The sequence below is a fragment of the Streptomyces rubellomurinus genome, assembly GCF_000961885.1.
GTDB lineage: Bacteria > Actinomycetota > Actinomycetes > Streptomycetales > Streptomycetaceae > Kitasatospora > Kitasatospora rubellomurina.
Window position 1 is genome coordinate 45,778 of the sequence record NZ_JZKH01000035.1, and the last position, 16,863, is coordinate 62,640.

Genomic DNA, 16,863 nt, shown 5'->3' on the forward strand with positions numbered 1-16,863 from the left:
ACCAGATCATATGGGCGGTTCGGGGGTCTTGGGGGAACGCGAAAGGCCCCGCAGAGTGATCTCTGCGGGGCCTTCCTGTGGTGGCCAGGGCCGGGGTCGAACCGGCGACCTTCCGCTTTTCAGGCCAAGCCAGTGTGGCGAGATGCCCCAGTTTGGGCGAATCTGCCGTCCGTGGAAGGCCGCCGTCGGACGCCATCGTTCGGGACGGTTGGCGTCACCGTTGGCGTCAACCGGGGCGGGCTGGAAGCGCCACCAGGTAACAGACCGCTCCTTGATTCACACGATTCTCCGTGTCGGTACCGCTGAAGAGGCGAGACTGGGTGTGCATCTCTCGGGAGGGGACTGATGGGGATCAAGATCGTGCCGGCGTCCGGTACGCAGGAGGAACTGATCGAAGCGGCGATCGTGCTGGGGAATCGTTACACCAAGACACTGGGCCTGTTGACTCCACCCGTCTACCAGAACGCCGCGGACGAGGGCGGCCTGCTGATCGCTGTCGACGGTGACGAGGTGATCGGCTACGCGCTCTGCGGACTTCCCAAGCGGAGCCCACATGTCCGGTTGACCCACCTGTGTGTCGCCGAGGAGCGCCGGGGTGAAGGCGTTGCCCGCCTACTGGTCGAGACCATCCGGACCAGGTACTCGCAGCGGCTCGGGATCAAGGTCAAGTGCCGGCGCGACTACGGGCTCACGGGGATGTGGACGAGTCTCGGCTTCGTCCCGCGTGGCGAGGTGCGGGGCCGCAGCAAGAATGGCGATGACCTTGACGGCTGGTGGCTTGATCACAGTCATCCGGACCTCTTCACCGACGTCGAGAGCGATGCGCTGACCGTCGTCGTCGACCACGGAGTATTCACGGACCTGCGCGGGCTGACTCCTTCGCCCGGAGCACTGGAGTCAGAGGCTCTGGAGGCCGGCTGGCTGGCCGACCTCGTGGAGTTGGCCTTCACTCCTCAACTGTTCCGTGACGTCCGCGAGATCACTGACGCGGCGGAGCGCAAGCATCAGCGGGCTGCCCTCTCTGGGATGCGGCAGATCACGCCTGCTTCGGCACCGGTGGCGGCCAGAAGCCGCGAGTTGCTCGAGGCGGCCAGCGGCGTCGGGGCCGACCTGTCCGAAGGGTCTGAACTGGAGCGGCGCGTAAGGTACGTGGCCGAGACTTCGTGTGCTGGGCTCCAGGTGCTCGTCACACGTGATCCGCTGCTCACCGGGTTGGCGGACGTGGCATGGGACGTCGCCGGAGTACGGGTCGTCCATCCGTCGGTCGTCACCCTTCACGTGGACGAACTGCACCAAGCCCAGGTCTACAGGCCGGCCGATCTCATGGGTACCGAGTTTCGGGTCGGGGAGGTCACCCCGGGCACCGAGGGCGAACTCGTCGCCTTCTTTGACCAATCGAGCAGCGACAACGGCTCGGCGTTCGCACGGCGCCTCCGGGCGCTTGCGGAGGATGCCGTCGTGTGGCGTCGGGAGCTCCTCCGCGACGGAGACGGCCGACCGGTCGCTCTGTACGTATGGGCAATGGATGGCCGGACGTTGACCGTGCCCCTCCTGCGGACGGCTTCGCACCGGTTGGAGCAGACCCTGGCCCGGCAGTTGCTCTTCGGGTTGAAGCGCCTGGGGCGTGAGCGGGGCGCTCGAGTAGTGCATATCTCGGACGCATTCATGTCGCCCGTCGCAAGGGCAGCTGCCGGCAGTGATGGATTCTTCGAGCACCAAGGCGGTCAAGCGGCCTTGCTCGTCAACGTGATCGGGACGGCCGATGCAGTCACGCAGTCCGCTGCGGAGGCCGCTCGTGCCTTGGGGCGTACGGCGACAGTCCTCCAGACAGGGCTGCCGGCCGAGGTGACGGGAGCCGTGGAGCGGGCCTGGTGGCCGGCCAAGGTCATGGACTCGCTGATGCCCTCCTTCATGGCGCCCATCAAGCCGCGGTGGTCCACGGAGCTGTTCAACGTCCCCGCGATGCTGCTGCCGCGGAGCAGCGAGCTGGGAATCAGTCGCGAGCACGTCTACTACCGGTCACCCGGGCACCGGAACGAGAGCGTCCCGGGCCGCCTGCTCTGGTACGTCAGCGAGGGCTTGCCGGGCCAGGACGGGCAGATGGTGATCGGTTGTTCGCGCTTGGACGAGGTGGTGATCGACACAGCTGACACCCTGTTCGCCAGATTCGAACACCTGGGCGTATATGGTCGGGCCGAGGTCCGCGAGATCGCCCACGAGGGCTCAGGTCGAGCGATGGCCTTGCGGTTCTCGGACACCGAGATCTTCCCCAAACCGGTGACGCTGCGACAGCTGAAGTCGTTTGCCGGTGACCTGGGGCTACCGTTGTCCCTGATATCGCTGACGAAGATCGACAACAGGCTGTTCCAAGCGATCTACGAAGAAGGGCATCGAAGGACGTGAACGAGCCGGAGCGCGCGATGCTGCTGTCTGTCCACCCCCGTTTCGCCACCGCGATTCTCGCCGGCAGTAAGACCGTGGAGGTGCGTCGACAGCGCGTCGCCGTCCCGCCGGGCACGCCCGTCGTGCTCTACGCCACTGCTCCCACCATGGCCCTCGTCGGAGCGGCTCTGGTCGCTGCCGTCCACGTCGGCTCTCCTCGGGAAGTCTGGTCAGCACATCGGGCGCAAACGGGCATCAGCAGGCGCGAGTTCGACGAATACATGAGCGGCGCTTCGCAGGCAAGCGGTCTCACACTTACGGAACCGGTTACCTTCGAGGAACCGGTTCCGCTCAGCGCGCTTCGGGCCGCCGGCCCGTTCCACCCACCGCAGAGCTACCGCTACCTCCACGGTGAGTCGCTCCGGCAGATGGTGGAAGCATCGTCTGCTGCAGGCGCTGTCCTGCATGGTGTTTTGGGTACCCCGGTCCCTGTGTAACTCAGGGCCAAGGACCTGTGACGTGGACGACTCGGCGAGACCGACGGATCGTTCAGCAACGGAGACGAGAGCGTGGAACCGTCGGCCGGTGGTCTCGTCAGCGAGAGTGAGTGGCGGGCCGTCTGATGGCGCTGCCGGTGACTCCGGCGGTTCACGTCACCCCAAGACCGGGAACGCGCTCGTAGAGCTGGTCTTCGACCTGATGGATCTCTCGCTCGACGGACTCGGTCAGATTGGGGTTGTCGATGAGGACTCCGAACTCGACGTTGCCGTACTCCGCGCTCCAGGAGAAGTTGGCGCTGGTGACCAGGAGGAACCGGTGATCGATGGCGAGGAACTTAGCGTGGTTGCGCACTGGTCCTCCATCGAACTCCCTCGTGCGTAGGACGATCCCTGGGCGAAGGTGCGCGGCCACCTCTGCTGTGGTCGGCGACCCGGGCTTGGAGTGCCGGTCGGCTGCTTGGGAATCGAGATAGATCCGCACGTCGATCTCTGGACGGCTGGCCGCTCGGCTTAGCGCTCCCCAGAGCCCTGACGAACGTTGGAAGTTGAAGGTCGAACAGGTGACGGACTGGCGGGCGCTGTCGACGAGGTGGGCGACAGAGCTGGTCAGCGGGCCAGACTGGGCCAGGTGGCCGGGCATGGTCCAGAGCGGGTCGAGGGCAGTAGTGATCGACCGCGCTCCTTCCACGGCTCGGAGCACGGCCACGACCTGGCCTGTGCCGGGCGATCCTGGTCCAGAACCCCGTTCCAGCAGCGCTCGCACCTCGGCTCTGCATCCGGCAGCGACCACCTTGAGGGCAGCCGTCAGGGTGTCGCCGTCGGTGAGCCGGTCGGCGATCTCTCGGGCTTCGGTGCCGGTAAGGAGCTGCCCGAGCTGCCTCGCCGCCGCCGGGTCAATCGGCGTGGTCGAAGAAGCCAAGGTTGCTCCCGGGTAGGTCGACGAGGAAGCGGCGGTCGAGGAAGCGGTTGGCCCGTTCGCAGGAGGTCTCGGAGGCCATGACGCAGCAGTGGCAGGCGGCGCCGTGGAGGAAGTCCTCGGGGTCCTGCGGCGTGCGCGTGGCGCAGATCGGGTCCGAGGAGCACCGGGTGGCTCGATAGAGGGCGCGGGAGACAACCCCCTGCAGGCGCGTGGGCTCGCTCAGCTGCACCAGGCCGCCGAGCGTGCCATCGCTGTCCGAGGCGGTGGTGCAGATCAGAAGGCCGGCGGCGGCAGACCGTCCCTCCGATTCTGGCCAGGCGTACAGGCGCTCGCTCAGGCTAGCCGCGGAGTAGCCGCAGGTCATGGCCAGTTCGCGGATCAGCACATGGGCGAGGGTGTGGACGAGCCAGTAGCGCGGCGGCCTCAGCCGAGTGTCGGGGTCGACCTGGACGGCCGTTTCGGAGAAGCGGCGGTGGAAGTTGCGCCGATGGGCGTCGCGGTGCGCCCGCCAGATGTCGCTGGTGGAGATCCGCTCCTCCCACGCGGCGACCGCCTGGTCGTCCAGCTGTAGGAAGATGCCCTCCCCGCGGTCCTCGGTGGCGACGGTCCAGGCTGGGCGGGCACTACGGGTCAGCGGGGCGAGTCGGCGCGGCAAGTCCCCTACGCGGTCCATAGCGTCGATCCGGGTGAAGCCGATCAGGGCGTTGACCTTGCGCAGCTTCTCGACTGCGAGCACCCGGGTGATCTGCGTCGGCAGGCCGGGATCGCGCTCTCGTTTCGAGAGCGTCAGCCCGCTGGACGGGTCCTCAACCCTGGGGCCGAGCACGTCCTTTTGCAGGTATAGCCATTCGGGAACGAGAAGGTCGACGGGATCCCAGGTGCGGATGCGCTCTTCCTGCTCCGCCTCGGAGGCCGGAGGCGCACCGGCCGCTGCCACCGCCTCCGTCAGTTCTGCGTCCGACAGGTCGGTGACGTCGACCTTGCCGTCCAGCACGTCCCGCAGGGTCTCCAGGTCATCCCGGTACTTCGCGAGCTTCTCGCCCAGGGCGGTTCGGATCTGGTCGGCGAGGTCGCTCTTGCGCTCCTCCGAGGACTCCGGCATCACGATGATCGAGTGCGTCGCCGGGAACCACAGGTTGGAGGCACCGACGAGCATCAGCCGGGTCTCGTTGCCGCAGCCGCCCGGCTCGAACGCGTCCAGGTGCGGGTGACGCCCGCGGCAGCGCGGCAGCTTGGACCGTCCGGCTTCGCCCTGTGCCTCGTTCATCGGCCGCCGCGCGCCGCAGGACTCGCAGCGGATCACGGCCGATGCACCCTTGCCAGCCGTGCGGTCGACCATCTTCAGCGCCGGGAACTCTGCCTTGTCGCATTGCTGGCCCTGGTGGACCCACCGCTCGTAGGGGAACTCGTCGAGGTGACCGTCGACGCAGGCCAGCAGGTAGCGGGCCGGCACCGCCGGGCGGCGGGTCGGCCTGCGCGTGCGGTCACCGGCTCGGCCGGTGCACCGGGCGTGCTCGAAGCAGGCTAGGTCGGTGCGGTAGGGGTGGGTGTTGCGATAGTCGAACTGCGCGAGGGCGCCGAGCATGTCGCAGCCGGTGCACCGCAGCCACTGCGGGAACACGCGGGCGGGCACGCCAAGGTCGTTGCCCTCGGTGGACAGGCTCATCTTCTTCGCCTGCCAGGGGAAGGGCCGCAGCTGGATGTCCCGCGAACGCAGCAGCATGGCGACGGCCTGACGCAGCCGTGGCGCCCGGATCTGCGGAATGCCGTCGCGCCGACGCCAGATCCGGTCCCAGTCGTCGAGGCCGGACGGCATGACCGTGAACTGCGGAAGGTCCATGATCGCGCCCGGACCGTAGGTGTACAGCAGGGAGGACGGGCGCCCCGAGCCGACCTTGGCCCGGTTGTGCTTGCGGCCCTCGTCCGACTCCCGCTCGGCGTCGCCCAGCGGATCGACGGCGTTGGACGCGTCGTAGAGGAACCGGGTCTCAGCGAGGGGTTCGGCTGTCACGAGTCCTCCTTGGGTGGAGCGAAGTCCCAGCTCGGGGTGCCGGGCGGTTCCACGAAGATCAGGTTCTCCTTGATCGGGCTCACCAGGAGGTTGATCTCCGGTTGCACCTCGCGCATCGAGTTGGCCACGACGAACGGTGGAGCGTCCTTGCTGTCCGCCGCGGAGCGGGCGTTTTCGGCGCTGATCATGAGCGGGCCGAAGTGCGCCTCGTCCGACGTTCGCTCGTAGACCAGGCCCTTGCGCAGGCGCGCAAGATGCGTGCGCCGCTTCTCCCACTGGTCGAGCCGGTTGCGCAGACGCTGACGTGCCCGGTCAGCCGCATCCTCGTCGGATGCCCGCTGCACCCGCGCCACGAGCCCGTCGATCAGCGCCTCCGCGAAGTCGCGCTCGGCCGCGATCCGGCCCGCGTGCTGTTCGGGCGACAAGCCGTCGGGACGGACGGCGTCGAGCACCCGGGCCGCGCTGACCAGCACGCCGTCCAGCCCGCGCTCCAGGGAGGTGACCGAGAACGGCGTTACCGACAGCGCCTCCACCCGGGCGTAGAAGGTCTCGTGGTAGTGCCGGAACTGCTCGAAGTGTGCGAGGTCGCGTGGCCGGGCCCAGTTTCCCAGCGTGACCACCAGTCCGGGCTTCTCCCCGGAACGTCCCACGCGCGAGGACGCCTGGATGTACTCCGCCGTGTTCTTCGGCTGCCCGACCACGAGCATCAGCCCGAGCCGGGTCACGTCCACGCCCACCTGCAGCATCGAGGTGGCCAGGATCGCGTCGTACGGGCTTACCTCGCGGGTGGGTATCGGCTTGCCCGCCTCGCGCAGCGCGCGCAACTCCCGCTTACCAGAGACGGAGTCGAAGGCTGGGTCGAACGGCACTGCCATCTGGTCCAGCGTGGTGGTGATGTCGGCACTGGCCACACGGGAGGTGAGCTCCGCGGTGTTGAGCGTCCCGTAGTCCGTGCCGGTGCGGCGGGGCAGCTTCGACCACGGTCGCCGCTTGAAGAGAGCGGTCTGGATGTCGTCGCCCATGTAGCGGGCCATACCGGCCAGTTCGCGTGTGGCGCTGAAGTAGCTGACCAGGGTCATGTAGGGGTCAGCGGCCGTGCCGGACCGGTCGAGCAGCAACTGCGCGCCGGCCATGAGGACCTCGGCGACCCGGATCTCCGCTGTGGTCAACCGGACCCCCGTGGTGCTGATCCCCACGTAGCGCCGACCGGGGAAGTGCTCCGATACGGGCTCCTCCCTGGAGAAGAACGTCTTCCCGGCGTCGAGCACCTGCGGCGGGAAGATCGTCACATACCGCCCGTAGAGGGCGCGCACCTGATCATCCGCGTTGCGGGCAGTGGCGGTGGAGGCGACCAACAGCGGCCGGACCGCCCGGCCCTGCGCGTCGCGCCAGCCCGCCATCACGTCGATCGCCACCTCGAACAGGCCCACCGTCGTACCGAGCGCCCCGGTGATCAGGTGCAGCTCGTCCTGGATGATCAGGTCCGGCGGACGCAGCCGCCCGGCCGGCCGGAGTCCTGCGGCAGGTAGACCATCCTTGGCCGGATGCCTGCCGTTGTCGGTCAGCTCGCAGTACCGGGAGTCTGGGTGCACGTAACCATGCCGCCCGCAGAACCGGGACACGTAGCCGAACAGGGAGGCGGCCTCCCCTTCCCGCGCTAGGCGGGCGAACTTGTCCACGGTGGCGATGACGAACGCCGGGGTGAGCCGGTAGATCTCCTCATCCACCGTCAGCACCGGCAGCCCCTCGGCCACCTCACCGCCCTCCGCGAACGGGCAGCCCGCAAGTTCGTCCCCGCAATACACGTGCACCCGACGGGACGCCTTGACCGCCCTGACCTCCCGGGCACCGATCTTGCTGCCGCACCACGGACACCGCTGGATCTGCAGCACCGTCAGCCGGTAACCGGAGCGGTTGTTGGCCTTCTCCAGCTGCGTTGCCGCTTCCTCGAACCGCTTCGGGCTCACATCCGTGCCCACCCACAGCCCGATCCGGAACGGCTCCTCGCCCCACGTCTTCGGGTCCGTCCTGCGCGCCAGCTCGGCCGCGCAGACGAGCGCCGTCGCCCGCTGGAACTGCTGCGCCGTAAGCAGCCGCAGCGTGTAACGCATCAGCACAGCCACGCCCGCGCCACCGTCCAGCGCGCCATCCGGAGTCACGACGACGCCCTGGCGCCGCCGGATCGCGAACGTGTAAGCGGCCAGACCCAGATACGCCTCCGTCTTGCCACCACCGGTCGGGAAGAACAGCAGCTGCGCCTTCGCCAGATCGCCGGAGCGCTTCTCTGCCGCCGGATCGGTGAGCAGCGGCAGCTGCATGAGAATGAAGGCCAACTGGAAGGTGCGCCACGAGTGCGCTTTCGCGCCCTTGTCAGCGAGCACGGCGGCGCGGGCCTGCTCGATGCTCACCTGCGGGTGCTTGGCCCGGTGCTCGGCCACCTGGGTGTGGATGCGCTGGTCCGCCATCACTCTGTTCATGAACTGGAAGCAGCGCAACGCCTCGTCGTCGGCAAGCAGGTGCTCCAAGCCCTTGGCGAGCTGACGCTGGACCTTGCGCGCCTCGCTGACTGCGTCCAGCCCCTCGCCTCGCAGGTGCTCCGGCAGGGCCTCGGCACGACGCCCTTCGCCGTTGAGCCAGGCCGCGTACTCGCGGACGATCGGCTCCAGGCCGGCCCGCAGCTCCTCCCGGCTAGCCGAGGCGAGCACGGTCATGTCCAGCAGCGCCTCACCGATCTCCTCCGCCGTGGTCTGCGGCGTCTGACAGGTCGGAAGCCAAGTCGTCCACACCTCGCTGGCCCGGCGCGCACCTGCCGCCACCTGCCAGTCCACCGAGCACGTGCGCCCGACGGCGAACTCCAGACGGTCCCGGTACTGCAGATTCAACCGCCGCAGCTCGTCGTCCCGCTCATAGCGGGTGTCCTCCACCGGATCCGCGACGGGGAGGAACACCTCGGCGCCCCCGGCGTCCACGGTCAGCCTTGTCTGGTACAGCCACGCCTCGACCGGAATCTTGCGCGGCGTCTCCCTGTCGTTGCACAACGCCACCTCAACGATCAAGCAGCCACGCGCCTCGTCAGCGTGCCGGTCGACGCGCAGCACGACCTTGTCCTTCAGCGGGAACTCCGCCGTGGCCCCTGCCTTGAGGTCGGCGACAGCGACCTTCGTGACGATCTCGATGGGCGTGCGCTTGTAACGGCGGACGCGCCCACCATCAGTGGCCTCGGACTCCACCTTGACCGGCTCGTACAGCCCCCAGGAGGCGGTGACCGTGAACGAGTCGAGATCGGACGGGACCTGGCAGCGCAGACCCATCGACGCGGGGATCATCAGCCCGCGCTGCTGCGGCTGATCCTCCACCCCGGCGTCCTCGTCCGCGCCTGTGGTGCTCTCATCGACAGCGGTGACAGGCACGCCCCGGCTCTCGTCCGCATCCACGGCGTCACCGACATCAGTGGCAGCATCGGCGGCGTCGGCCTCCTGCGGGTCGTCGCGGCTGACGGTCAGCTTGAACGGGGCGATCCGGCCGATCAGGTACGCGGCGTCCGGAGCCGCGTCCAGCACCTCTTCCGGACCGCCCGCCGGGCCGAGTAGCTCCCGTTCGAGGATGTCGACCAAGTTCTCCCGCGCCGTCCACGACCGTCCGTCAGGCTCACGCACGAGCCGGTAGTCCGCCTGGTCCTCGGCCTTGGCGGCGGGTGACGCCGCGGCCGGCTTCGAGCTGGGCTTGCTCACTCGTCCTCACCCTCGATCTCTTCATCGGCATCGATCGGGGCCGATGCCTCCCCCTGGACAGCGGCACGGCGGTGATTCTCTTCCAGCAACCGGTCCAGGATCTCGACGCGCGCCCCCGGACTGACCGTCCACCGCTGCATCTGCCGGTAGGTGTGGAACCCATGCTCCAGCGGGACATCACCCCAGCCGTAGGCGTCCATGACAGCCTCGTCGAGCGCGACATGGAGTTGCCGGAGGCGCGCAACGTCGCGATCGAAAGAATCGGCGATTTCTTGATCATTGACGAGGTGATAGAGCTTCGTCAGGCCGAGATCACGCCTGAGCATGATCTCGTGCCGCTCCGTGTGCAACTCCTTGCCAATCTCGGCCAGCCGGTTGTTTGTTTTCGGGCGAGGGAATGTAGCGAACACGCCGGAAGGCGTGTAGCGTGGGTCATTTCGCAATCCTGACCCGTACTTGATTGCCCACATCTGGTGCAGACTGGATGACAGTACCGCCTGGTCTACAAATGAGTCTGTGGCAAAAACTACAGTGGCCTCGCTTGGAATGAGCCCTTTGCTGATCCGGTAAGGCATCACTGTCACCGAGTGTCGCGTCATGACAAGAAATTCATTCAGGTCCGCAATTGCCTTTCGCATCGCAGGGCGGGACCGCAGAAAGAGCCACCATGGAGCCTCCCGAACTGCCTTCGCCTTCTTCGCCCGCTCGGGCTTTACGCGTTCAGCCAATCTGCCGTATGGCAGTTCATACCTCTTGGCCTGCATCTCTAGGTGACCATTGAAGTCGATGATCCAGCGAGACGGCGAGGCGTCAGGTCGGGAGTTGAGATCCTCTCCATTTAGATACGGGAAGAGTACCTCGGCATTCTTTGAGTCAACGTCAATCCAGTCTGCAGCCTCTTCTGGGTCGATAACGAATCCCATGCCGAGCGCGTAGCAGCCGATGAAAGCGATGCCACTGTTTTCGGCTAGCTGAATGGGAATTCCATCGATTCGACCGGCGGGCTCCAAGAGCGTTGAAATTCTCTCCGTCCCGACGCCGTCGGAAACCCTGGGCGCTCCAGGTGCAACGGTGCCGCGTGTGCCCCAGACTGCGGCATACTGCAAATTTGCACCAGCGGCCGGCCATGTTCGGCTCTGAATGGACCTGGTAATGCAGAATCCATCGGCAACCATTCGGTCCAGCCCCACCTCTCGGGTGGCGCCCTGGGCGATGCTGTTTGTGGCGATTAGGCCGATATTTCCCTTTCTTGTGAGCAACTGCATGGCACGGAGGAAGAAATATGCAACGCCATCTGCAGTGCCTCGCCGTCCGGACGCCAAGATGGTGACGAACCAGTCGCGCACATTGGTCCCCATAGCGCCTGTAAGCTTCGGCCCGCCCAGGAACGGCGGGTTGCCGATGATCGCGTCGAAGCCGCCCCTCTCCATCACGTCCGGCACCGCGAGGATCCAATGAAGAGGCTTCCACCGTTCATAGTCGGTCTTCACCGTGGGTGTGAGCCCGGCAGTGAGGATGCCGTCGAGCATGGCCTTGTTGGGTTCGTCGGCGTCTGCGGGGTACGCCCGGCCGACGGCAACGCGCAGGTTCTCGTACGCCTCCGATAGCGCTCTGCCGGGCTTGCCGCCGAGCTGTAGGCCAGCCGCGATCACGCCATCGGCGACGTCCGCGAGTTGGTGGGTCAGCTCCTGGTACTCGCGCCACTGCCTCCGCTTCGTGGCCGCCGAGCGCTGAGGGTCGTTATCACTGACCTCGCTCGCCAGGCTGCGGCGCAGCCTGGCTGCCCGGGTGAGCACGCCGTCGATGTCGAGGTGGCGGATCGCCTGAGCTCCGTCACCAAGGTCGAAGAGCGGTGTTGCAGCCGCCTTGGCTGGGGTGATGTGAAGTGCTCGGAGCTGCTCAGCGTCGGTAAGGCCGAGCAGGGAGTTGCCGTGCAGGACCTTGTCGTCGACGAAGGAGAAGGGCAGCTTGGGGTCGAGGGAGACCAGCCACAGTGAGAGCTTGCACATCTCCACGGCCATGGCGTTGATGTCCGCGCCGTACAGGCACCTGGCGACCACTGTCCTTATCGCGTGGACGTACAGGTCGTGCGCGCTCCCAGTCGCGACACCCTCGCGGCGCCACGCTTCGACGAGCCGGGCCGCCAGGAAACGAGCGGCGGCGACAAGGAAGGCGCCGGAGCCGCAGGCGATGTCGGCGACCCTGATGTCGAGGATGTCGTCGGACGACAACGGCCGCCACGCATCGGGGTCGCCGGTCTGGTGCGGGCCGGGATTGAAGACCAGCGGCTCTAGGGCGTACTTGACGACCTCCTCCGCCAGCTTGCGCGGGGTGTAGTGGGCACCCGCCGTGGCGCGCGACGGGGTTTCGACGAGCAGAACGCCGCCGGGTTCGACGACGAAGGGCCGGTTGCGTAGATCCCGTCGGATGATGCCGATGAGGGGCCGCAGCCGATCGCGCAGGGCCTCGTCGGTGGTGACGGCGCGGAGAGCGCGTTCGGCGTCTTCGACCTCGGTGCTGCCGCGGATCGCTTTGGCCAGTGCGGCCTTGGACGGCAGTTTGGCGGCGGGCTGGTCGTCCTTCGCCCAGGCCAGGATGGCGTCGGCCAGCTTCGCCGGGTCGTGGTACCGGGCGGCCATGGCCTCCAGTTCGGCGAGCGGCATCTCCGGCTCCTCGCCGGCCTTGCCGATGAGGCCGATGGTGACCTCTTTCGTCTCCTGGCTGGAGTAGCCGAGCAGGCCCTCGTAGATGTAGCCGATCTGCTCGACGTCGATGTCGCGGAAGGAGATCCGCCGGGCCGGTTCGCCCCGTAGCTGGGCCATCTGCACCGCGCGCAGAACCTCCAGCATGACCCGGTCACTGACCGTGATGGCAAGTGTGTCGCGGGGACTGCGGGCGGTGAGGAACGGGAAGCGGTCGGGGTCGAAGAGCGAGCCGCCGTAGGAAGGCAGACGCAGATCTTCGAACGAAGCGCCGCGCGAGAGCGCCTGAGAGGTCGCCAGCAGCCGGTGCCAGGTCAGGTGGGTTCCGTCGAGGGTTTCGCCGCCCTCTTCGCGCTCGCGACGGTCGAGGGCGTCCAGCTCGTCGCTGATGCCGTAGCCCATCGCGAACAGCCGGCTCTGCGGAAGCAGGCCGCGTTCCTCGGCGAAGAGCAGGAAGACCACTCGCATCATCACCGTCACGGCGGCCTCGTAGACCTCCTCGCGGTCCGCCGGCAGGGGGTCGGGCTCGCCATGGCGGACGGCGTCCAGGCCGGCCTCCGACAGGGCCTGTACGAGCAGCTCGACCGCGCGCCGCACCTGAACGCCGAGTGCTTCGGTGATCTCCTCGGCGGCGGCGACCGACTCGCCGAACAGCTCGGTCAGGCGGTCCTCCGGGCGTCCGCCGAGCAGCCGCCGGAGCCGGAGCAGTTCGACGAAGGCGTCGCGGGTCTGCGGCTCCTCGATCCAGGTCTGCGCGTCGACGACGCCAGAGGCGACCATGGTGTCCTTGCGGGCGCTGACGACCGCCCACCAGCGTCCGTCGGTGACGACGCCGATGGGGACCTTCCCATGCCGCAGCAGTTCCTCCATGCGGTCGATCGGGCTGGTCGCCCAGCCGTCGTCCAGCGGGTCGCGTAGCGAGTCCACGGGGTCAACGACAAGGACGAGCGCGCCGATCGTCTCGCCGTAGGCGAGCGCTCCGGTGGGCGTCACCGTCACGGCATAGTTGGGCGACCGCACGCCGTCGGCGGCGTCTGCGAACAGAGCCCCAGTCAGGTCGGTGGTGTAGTGGTCGCCCCAGCCGAGGACGTTCCGGAGAATCAGTTTGACCCAAGCATCGCGGGCCTCGCGGTAGCGGTCGAGCGCGGACGGATCGTCTCGGCGCAGGTCCCAGCCTTCCCATGCCTTCTCGAACGCCGGCTTGGCGTCCTTGAGCAGGGCCGCCTGGTCGGCGCCGAGCTGTGGCATCCCCTGCTGCCAGACACGCTTGAGGGCAGGAACGGACAGGAATGGCCCATCGGCGTCCACCAGCTCCAGCCACGCGCGGTGGAGGTCGGCGGTGGAACGCGCTGGCCCGGCGGATTTGCGCCTCATGACTGCACCCTCCCTGCTTCGGCGTCGGCCGGGGTCAGCGCGAAGACCACGGCCGCGGCGGACACGTGCGGTTTGACGTCGGCGTAGCGCTCGCCGATCGCGGCGATCTCGCGCTGCTCCTCCTCATGGAGGTTGGCCAGCCGGTCCTCCATGGCGAGCAGGTCACGGCGGCGTTGTGCCTGCTGGTCGTCGGTGAACAACAGTTCCTCCTGGGCCTGGATCTCCCGCGCCAGCCGCTCGCGGGACTCTTCCAGGTTGATCCGGAAGGCCGCGAAGATCTCCCGGGCACGGGAGACATCGGACTCCTGGCGGGTACGCAGTGCCTCGGTAACCCGCTCCTGGTGGGACTCGGCCCTGCGCCCCACGGCATTGAGCAGGCGGGTCCGCAGCCGGGAGTCCTCCGCGTCCCACAGCTGGGCGAGCGTGACCCGCACGCTCTCGTCAGCCAGGGCCAGGCGCTCCGCGTCGAGGGCTTGGTCGAGCACCTCCTCTACCTTGGCCTCGGCCATTGCCTGGCCACGCAGGCGGATCCCAGTTAGGAAGACCTCCTCGTGCAGCCGCAGGCCGCCGCGCCCGACGAGGACCAGCCGGGAGACGGCGGCTACGCACGACTGAGGCAGGTCCTCGACCACGACCGCGGTGACCCGGTGCACTGGGGAGTCGACGCTGAACAGCGCGCTGCGCAGCAGCCGGGCCGAGCGTTGCATCAGCGCGTGGCCGAGGTGGACGTGCACCAGATCGGTGCGGTCCTGGGCTGCCTTGTCGTCGAATGTGATCGGCCGCAGGACGCCGGGTTTCAGGCGGGTATCGAGCCCATCGAGGGCGTGCTGCCAGGCCGACCCGAGCGAGGGGATCTCGAACACCTTGGCATCGCTGCGGTCGTCGCCGATCTCGATCAGCGGCGGCTGCGCGGTGAGCGCCAGAGCCGCGTCCACCACGCGACGGGCGTTGCCGGGAGTCAGGTGCATCTCCAGCTTGCGCTGGTCGTATGTGCGGGACAGCTCGGTGAGGCGGCGGTTGAGCTCGATGCCGCCCGCCAGCGCTCGGGTGATGATTGCGTCGCCGCTCTCGCGGTCGGTGGCCCGGCTCTTGCGGGTGGCCGTGCTCGGGCTGAAATGCTCCTGCAGTTCGCCGTCGATGATCTGGTTGACCGAGCCGAGGTCGTGGGCGACGTTGCCGACCTTCTCCGCGATGCGGCGCATGAAGTCCATGTCCGCGGCGTAGGTCGCCGAGGTCGAGTTAGGTGCGAAGTGGTAGATCTCAGGCGTGTGGTGCTGGCCGTAGCGGTCGATGCGCCCGATCCGCTGCTCCAGTCGGGAGGGGTTGAACGGGATGTCGAAGTTGACCAGCCGGTGGCAGTACGTCTGCAGGTCGATGCCCTCACCGGCGGAGTCGGTGGCGACGAGCACCCGCACGCGCTCCTTGCTCGGGTCCTCGGTGAAGCGGGCGCGGATCTCCTCCCGCTCCTCAGTGGGCGTGGACCCCTGGATGGTGGCCAGCACCTCGCCGTAGCCGCGCTGGGTGAGCACGTCGGCAATCCAGTCCAAGGTGGCGGCGTACTCGGTGAACACCACCACCCGCTCATTCATCCAGGTTCTGCCGTCCGGACGACAGACCGCGTCGAGGAAGCCGATCAGCGCCTTCAGGCGGGAGTCCGGCCGGTGCTCGAAGCGCCGACCCCATGAGACCAGGGCGGAAATCTCCTGGGGGCTCGCGGCTACCAGCGGATCGGAGCCCTTGCTCTGCCGCAGGGCGGTGAACTCCGGATGGTCCTCCCGGCCCTCCTCCTCATCCGACTGCCGACTGCCGAGGACCTCCTCGTAGTACTCGTCCTCGTCATCCAGGTCCGGCAGCCGACCCGTTGCGGCGGCCTGCTCGTAGAGCTCCAGCGTGCGGGCGAACGACCACGGGCTGGACAGGAAGCGCTTCTTCAGCAGCATCGCCACGATGTCGCCTGAGCGCTTCTTGCCGTTGGCACGGGCGCTCTCGGCGAGGAGGCGCTCAAGGACTGTGAACTGCTGCTGCTCGTCGTCGTCCGGCGTGAACGGGATGGTCTTCAGCTGCCGGGCCTTGAAGCCCTTGTCCTTCAGCTCAGTCTTCAGCCGACGTACCGTCACCTCGCGCAGCGCTCGCTCGTCGAGGAGGGCGCCGCGGCTGAACCGCCGACCGTCGATCATCTCCAGCAGCGCGGTGAACGACTCCGGGTACCCGTTGTGCGGGGTAGCGGACAGGAACAGGCGGTGCTCGCACCGCTCCGCCAGCTCGCGGGTGGCCACCGTGCGCTGGCTGTCCACGGCGTACCCGCGGTGGCCGTCCGCTGTGCTCGGGCCGGCGGGCGCAACATGGTGGGCTTCATCGACGACGAGCACATCGAACGCGAACCGTCGGGCGGTGGCCGTGTCCCGGGCGTCGGCGTAGATCGAGCGCAGCAGACGCTGTGCGCGCACCGTCGGCAGCCACGACAGGCTCACGATGACCCGCGGGAAGAGCCGGAACGGATTCGCGTTCAGCCCGTGGCTGCGCCGCACCTGCGACATCAGCTCGCTGTTGACGATCACGAAGTCCAGGCCGAACTTCTCCCGCATCTCGTCCTGCCACTTCAGTGCAAGGCTTGGCGGGCAGACGATGACGACCGAGCGCGCCCGGTGCCGCAGCAGCAGCTCCTGGATGACCAGGCCGGCCTCGATGGTCTTGCCCAGGCCGACGTCGTCGGCAAGCAGCAGGTTGGTACGGGAGGACTGCAGGGCGCGGCGCAGTGGCTCCAGCTGGTACGCCTCGACGTTGGCGCCGCTACGGAACGGTGCCTGGTACGAGTCGGCGTCAGCGGAGGTGACCGCACCCCAACGTACGGCGTCAACGAATGCCGCGAGCGTGTTCGGGTCGTCGAAGCCGTCCACTGCGATGGTCTCCGGCAGCCCCTGATCGGGCGCGACGGTGTGCCCAACCTCTAGCTCCCAGACAACTGCCAGTTCCTCGCCAAGGCGGTCTTCTTCCAGGGATTGGAGGCTGACTACGTGCGTCAGCTGAGCCGTGCCCTCATCGGCGGGGCTGCGCGGCAAGCCCTGTTGGCGTACATCCGCGACCGCCCAGGTGGAACCCCGGACGTTGACGACCTGTCCCGGTTCGGGGATCTGCGGCAGGGCCGCAGGCTGCGCGGTGCGCGGGCCCCGCTGCACCTGCTCGTCAGACACAACCGCCATCGCGCGTCCCTTCGCCACCACCGCTGCTACTGCCACCTGATCAT

The 16,863-nt window shown here is 67.8% G+C and carries 7 protein-coding genes; 2 read left to right on the plus strand and 5 right to left on the minus strand.

All coding sequences use genetic code 11. The features are described 5' to 3' along the window. The first annotated feature begins 345 nt into the window (after positions 1-345). The gene (locus VM95_RS18520) at positions 346-2,403 is read left to right on the plus strand and encodes a GNAT family N-acetyltransferase (protein ID WP_052707433.1); all 2,058 of its coding nucleotides are present in this window, start codon (positions 346-348) and stop codon (positions 2,401-2,403) included. Next, a complete protein-coding gene (locus VM95_RS18525) occupies positions 2,400-2,879 on the plus strand; it encodes an ASCH domain-containing protein (RefSeq protein ID WP_244178835.1) in 480 nt (159 codons plus the stop codon). The genes VM95_RS18520 and VM95_RS18525 overlap by 4 nt, the downstream gene beginning before the upstream one ends. Positions 2,880-3,030: 151 nt before the next feature. On the opposite strand, the gene drmC is transcribed toward VM95_RS18525, so the two are convergent. The 5 genes from drmC to drmD are packed head-to-tail and all read right to left on the minus strand — an operon-like array spanning position 3,031 to position 16,855. Next, positions 3,031-3,801, minus strand: coding sequence for a DISARM system phospholipase D-like protein DrmC (gene drmC / locus VM95_RS18530; RefSeq protein WP_045698146.1), 771 nt, complete (start codon positions 3,799-3,801; stop codon positions 3,031-3,033). After that, positions 3,776-5,812, minus strand: coding sequence for a DUF1998 domain-containing protein (gene drmB, locus VM95_RS18535; RefSeq protein ID WP_045698148.1), 2,037 nt, complete (start codon positions 5,810-5,812; stop codon positions 3,776-3,778). The genes drmC and drmB overlap by 26 nt, the downstream gene beginning before the upstream one ends. Further along, the gene (drmA, locus tag VM95_RS18540; protein ID WP_045698150.1) at positions 5,809-9,543 is read right to left on the minus strand and encodes a DISARM system helicase DrmA; all 3,735 of its coding nucleotides are present in this window, start codon (positions 9,541-9,543) and stop codon (positions 5,809-5,811) included. The genes drmB and drmA overlap by 4 nt, the downstream gene beginning before the upstream one ends. Continuing rightward, a complete protein-coding gene (locus VM95_RS18545; RefSeq protein WP_045698152.1) occupies positions 9,540-13,619 on the minus strand; it encodes an Eco57I restriction-modification methylase domain-containing protein in 4,080 nt (1,359 codons plus the stop codon). Before VM95_RS18545 ends, drmA begins: the two co-directional genes overlap by 4 nt. Then, entirely contained in the window at positions 13,616-16,855 is a 3,240-nt protein-coding gene (drmD, locus tag VM95_RS18550; protein WP_244178836.1) for a DISARM system SNF2-like helicase DrmD, read from the minus strand. Before drmD ends, VM95_RS18545 begins: the two co-directional genes overlap by 4 nt. Between the last annotated feature and the right edge of the window lie 8 nt (positions 16,856-16,863).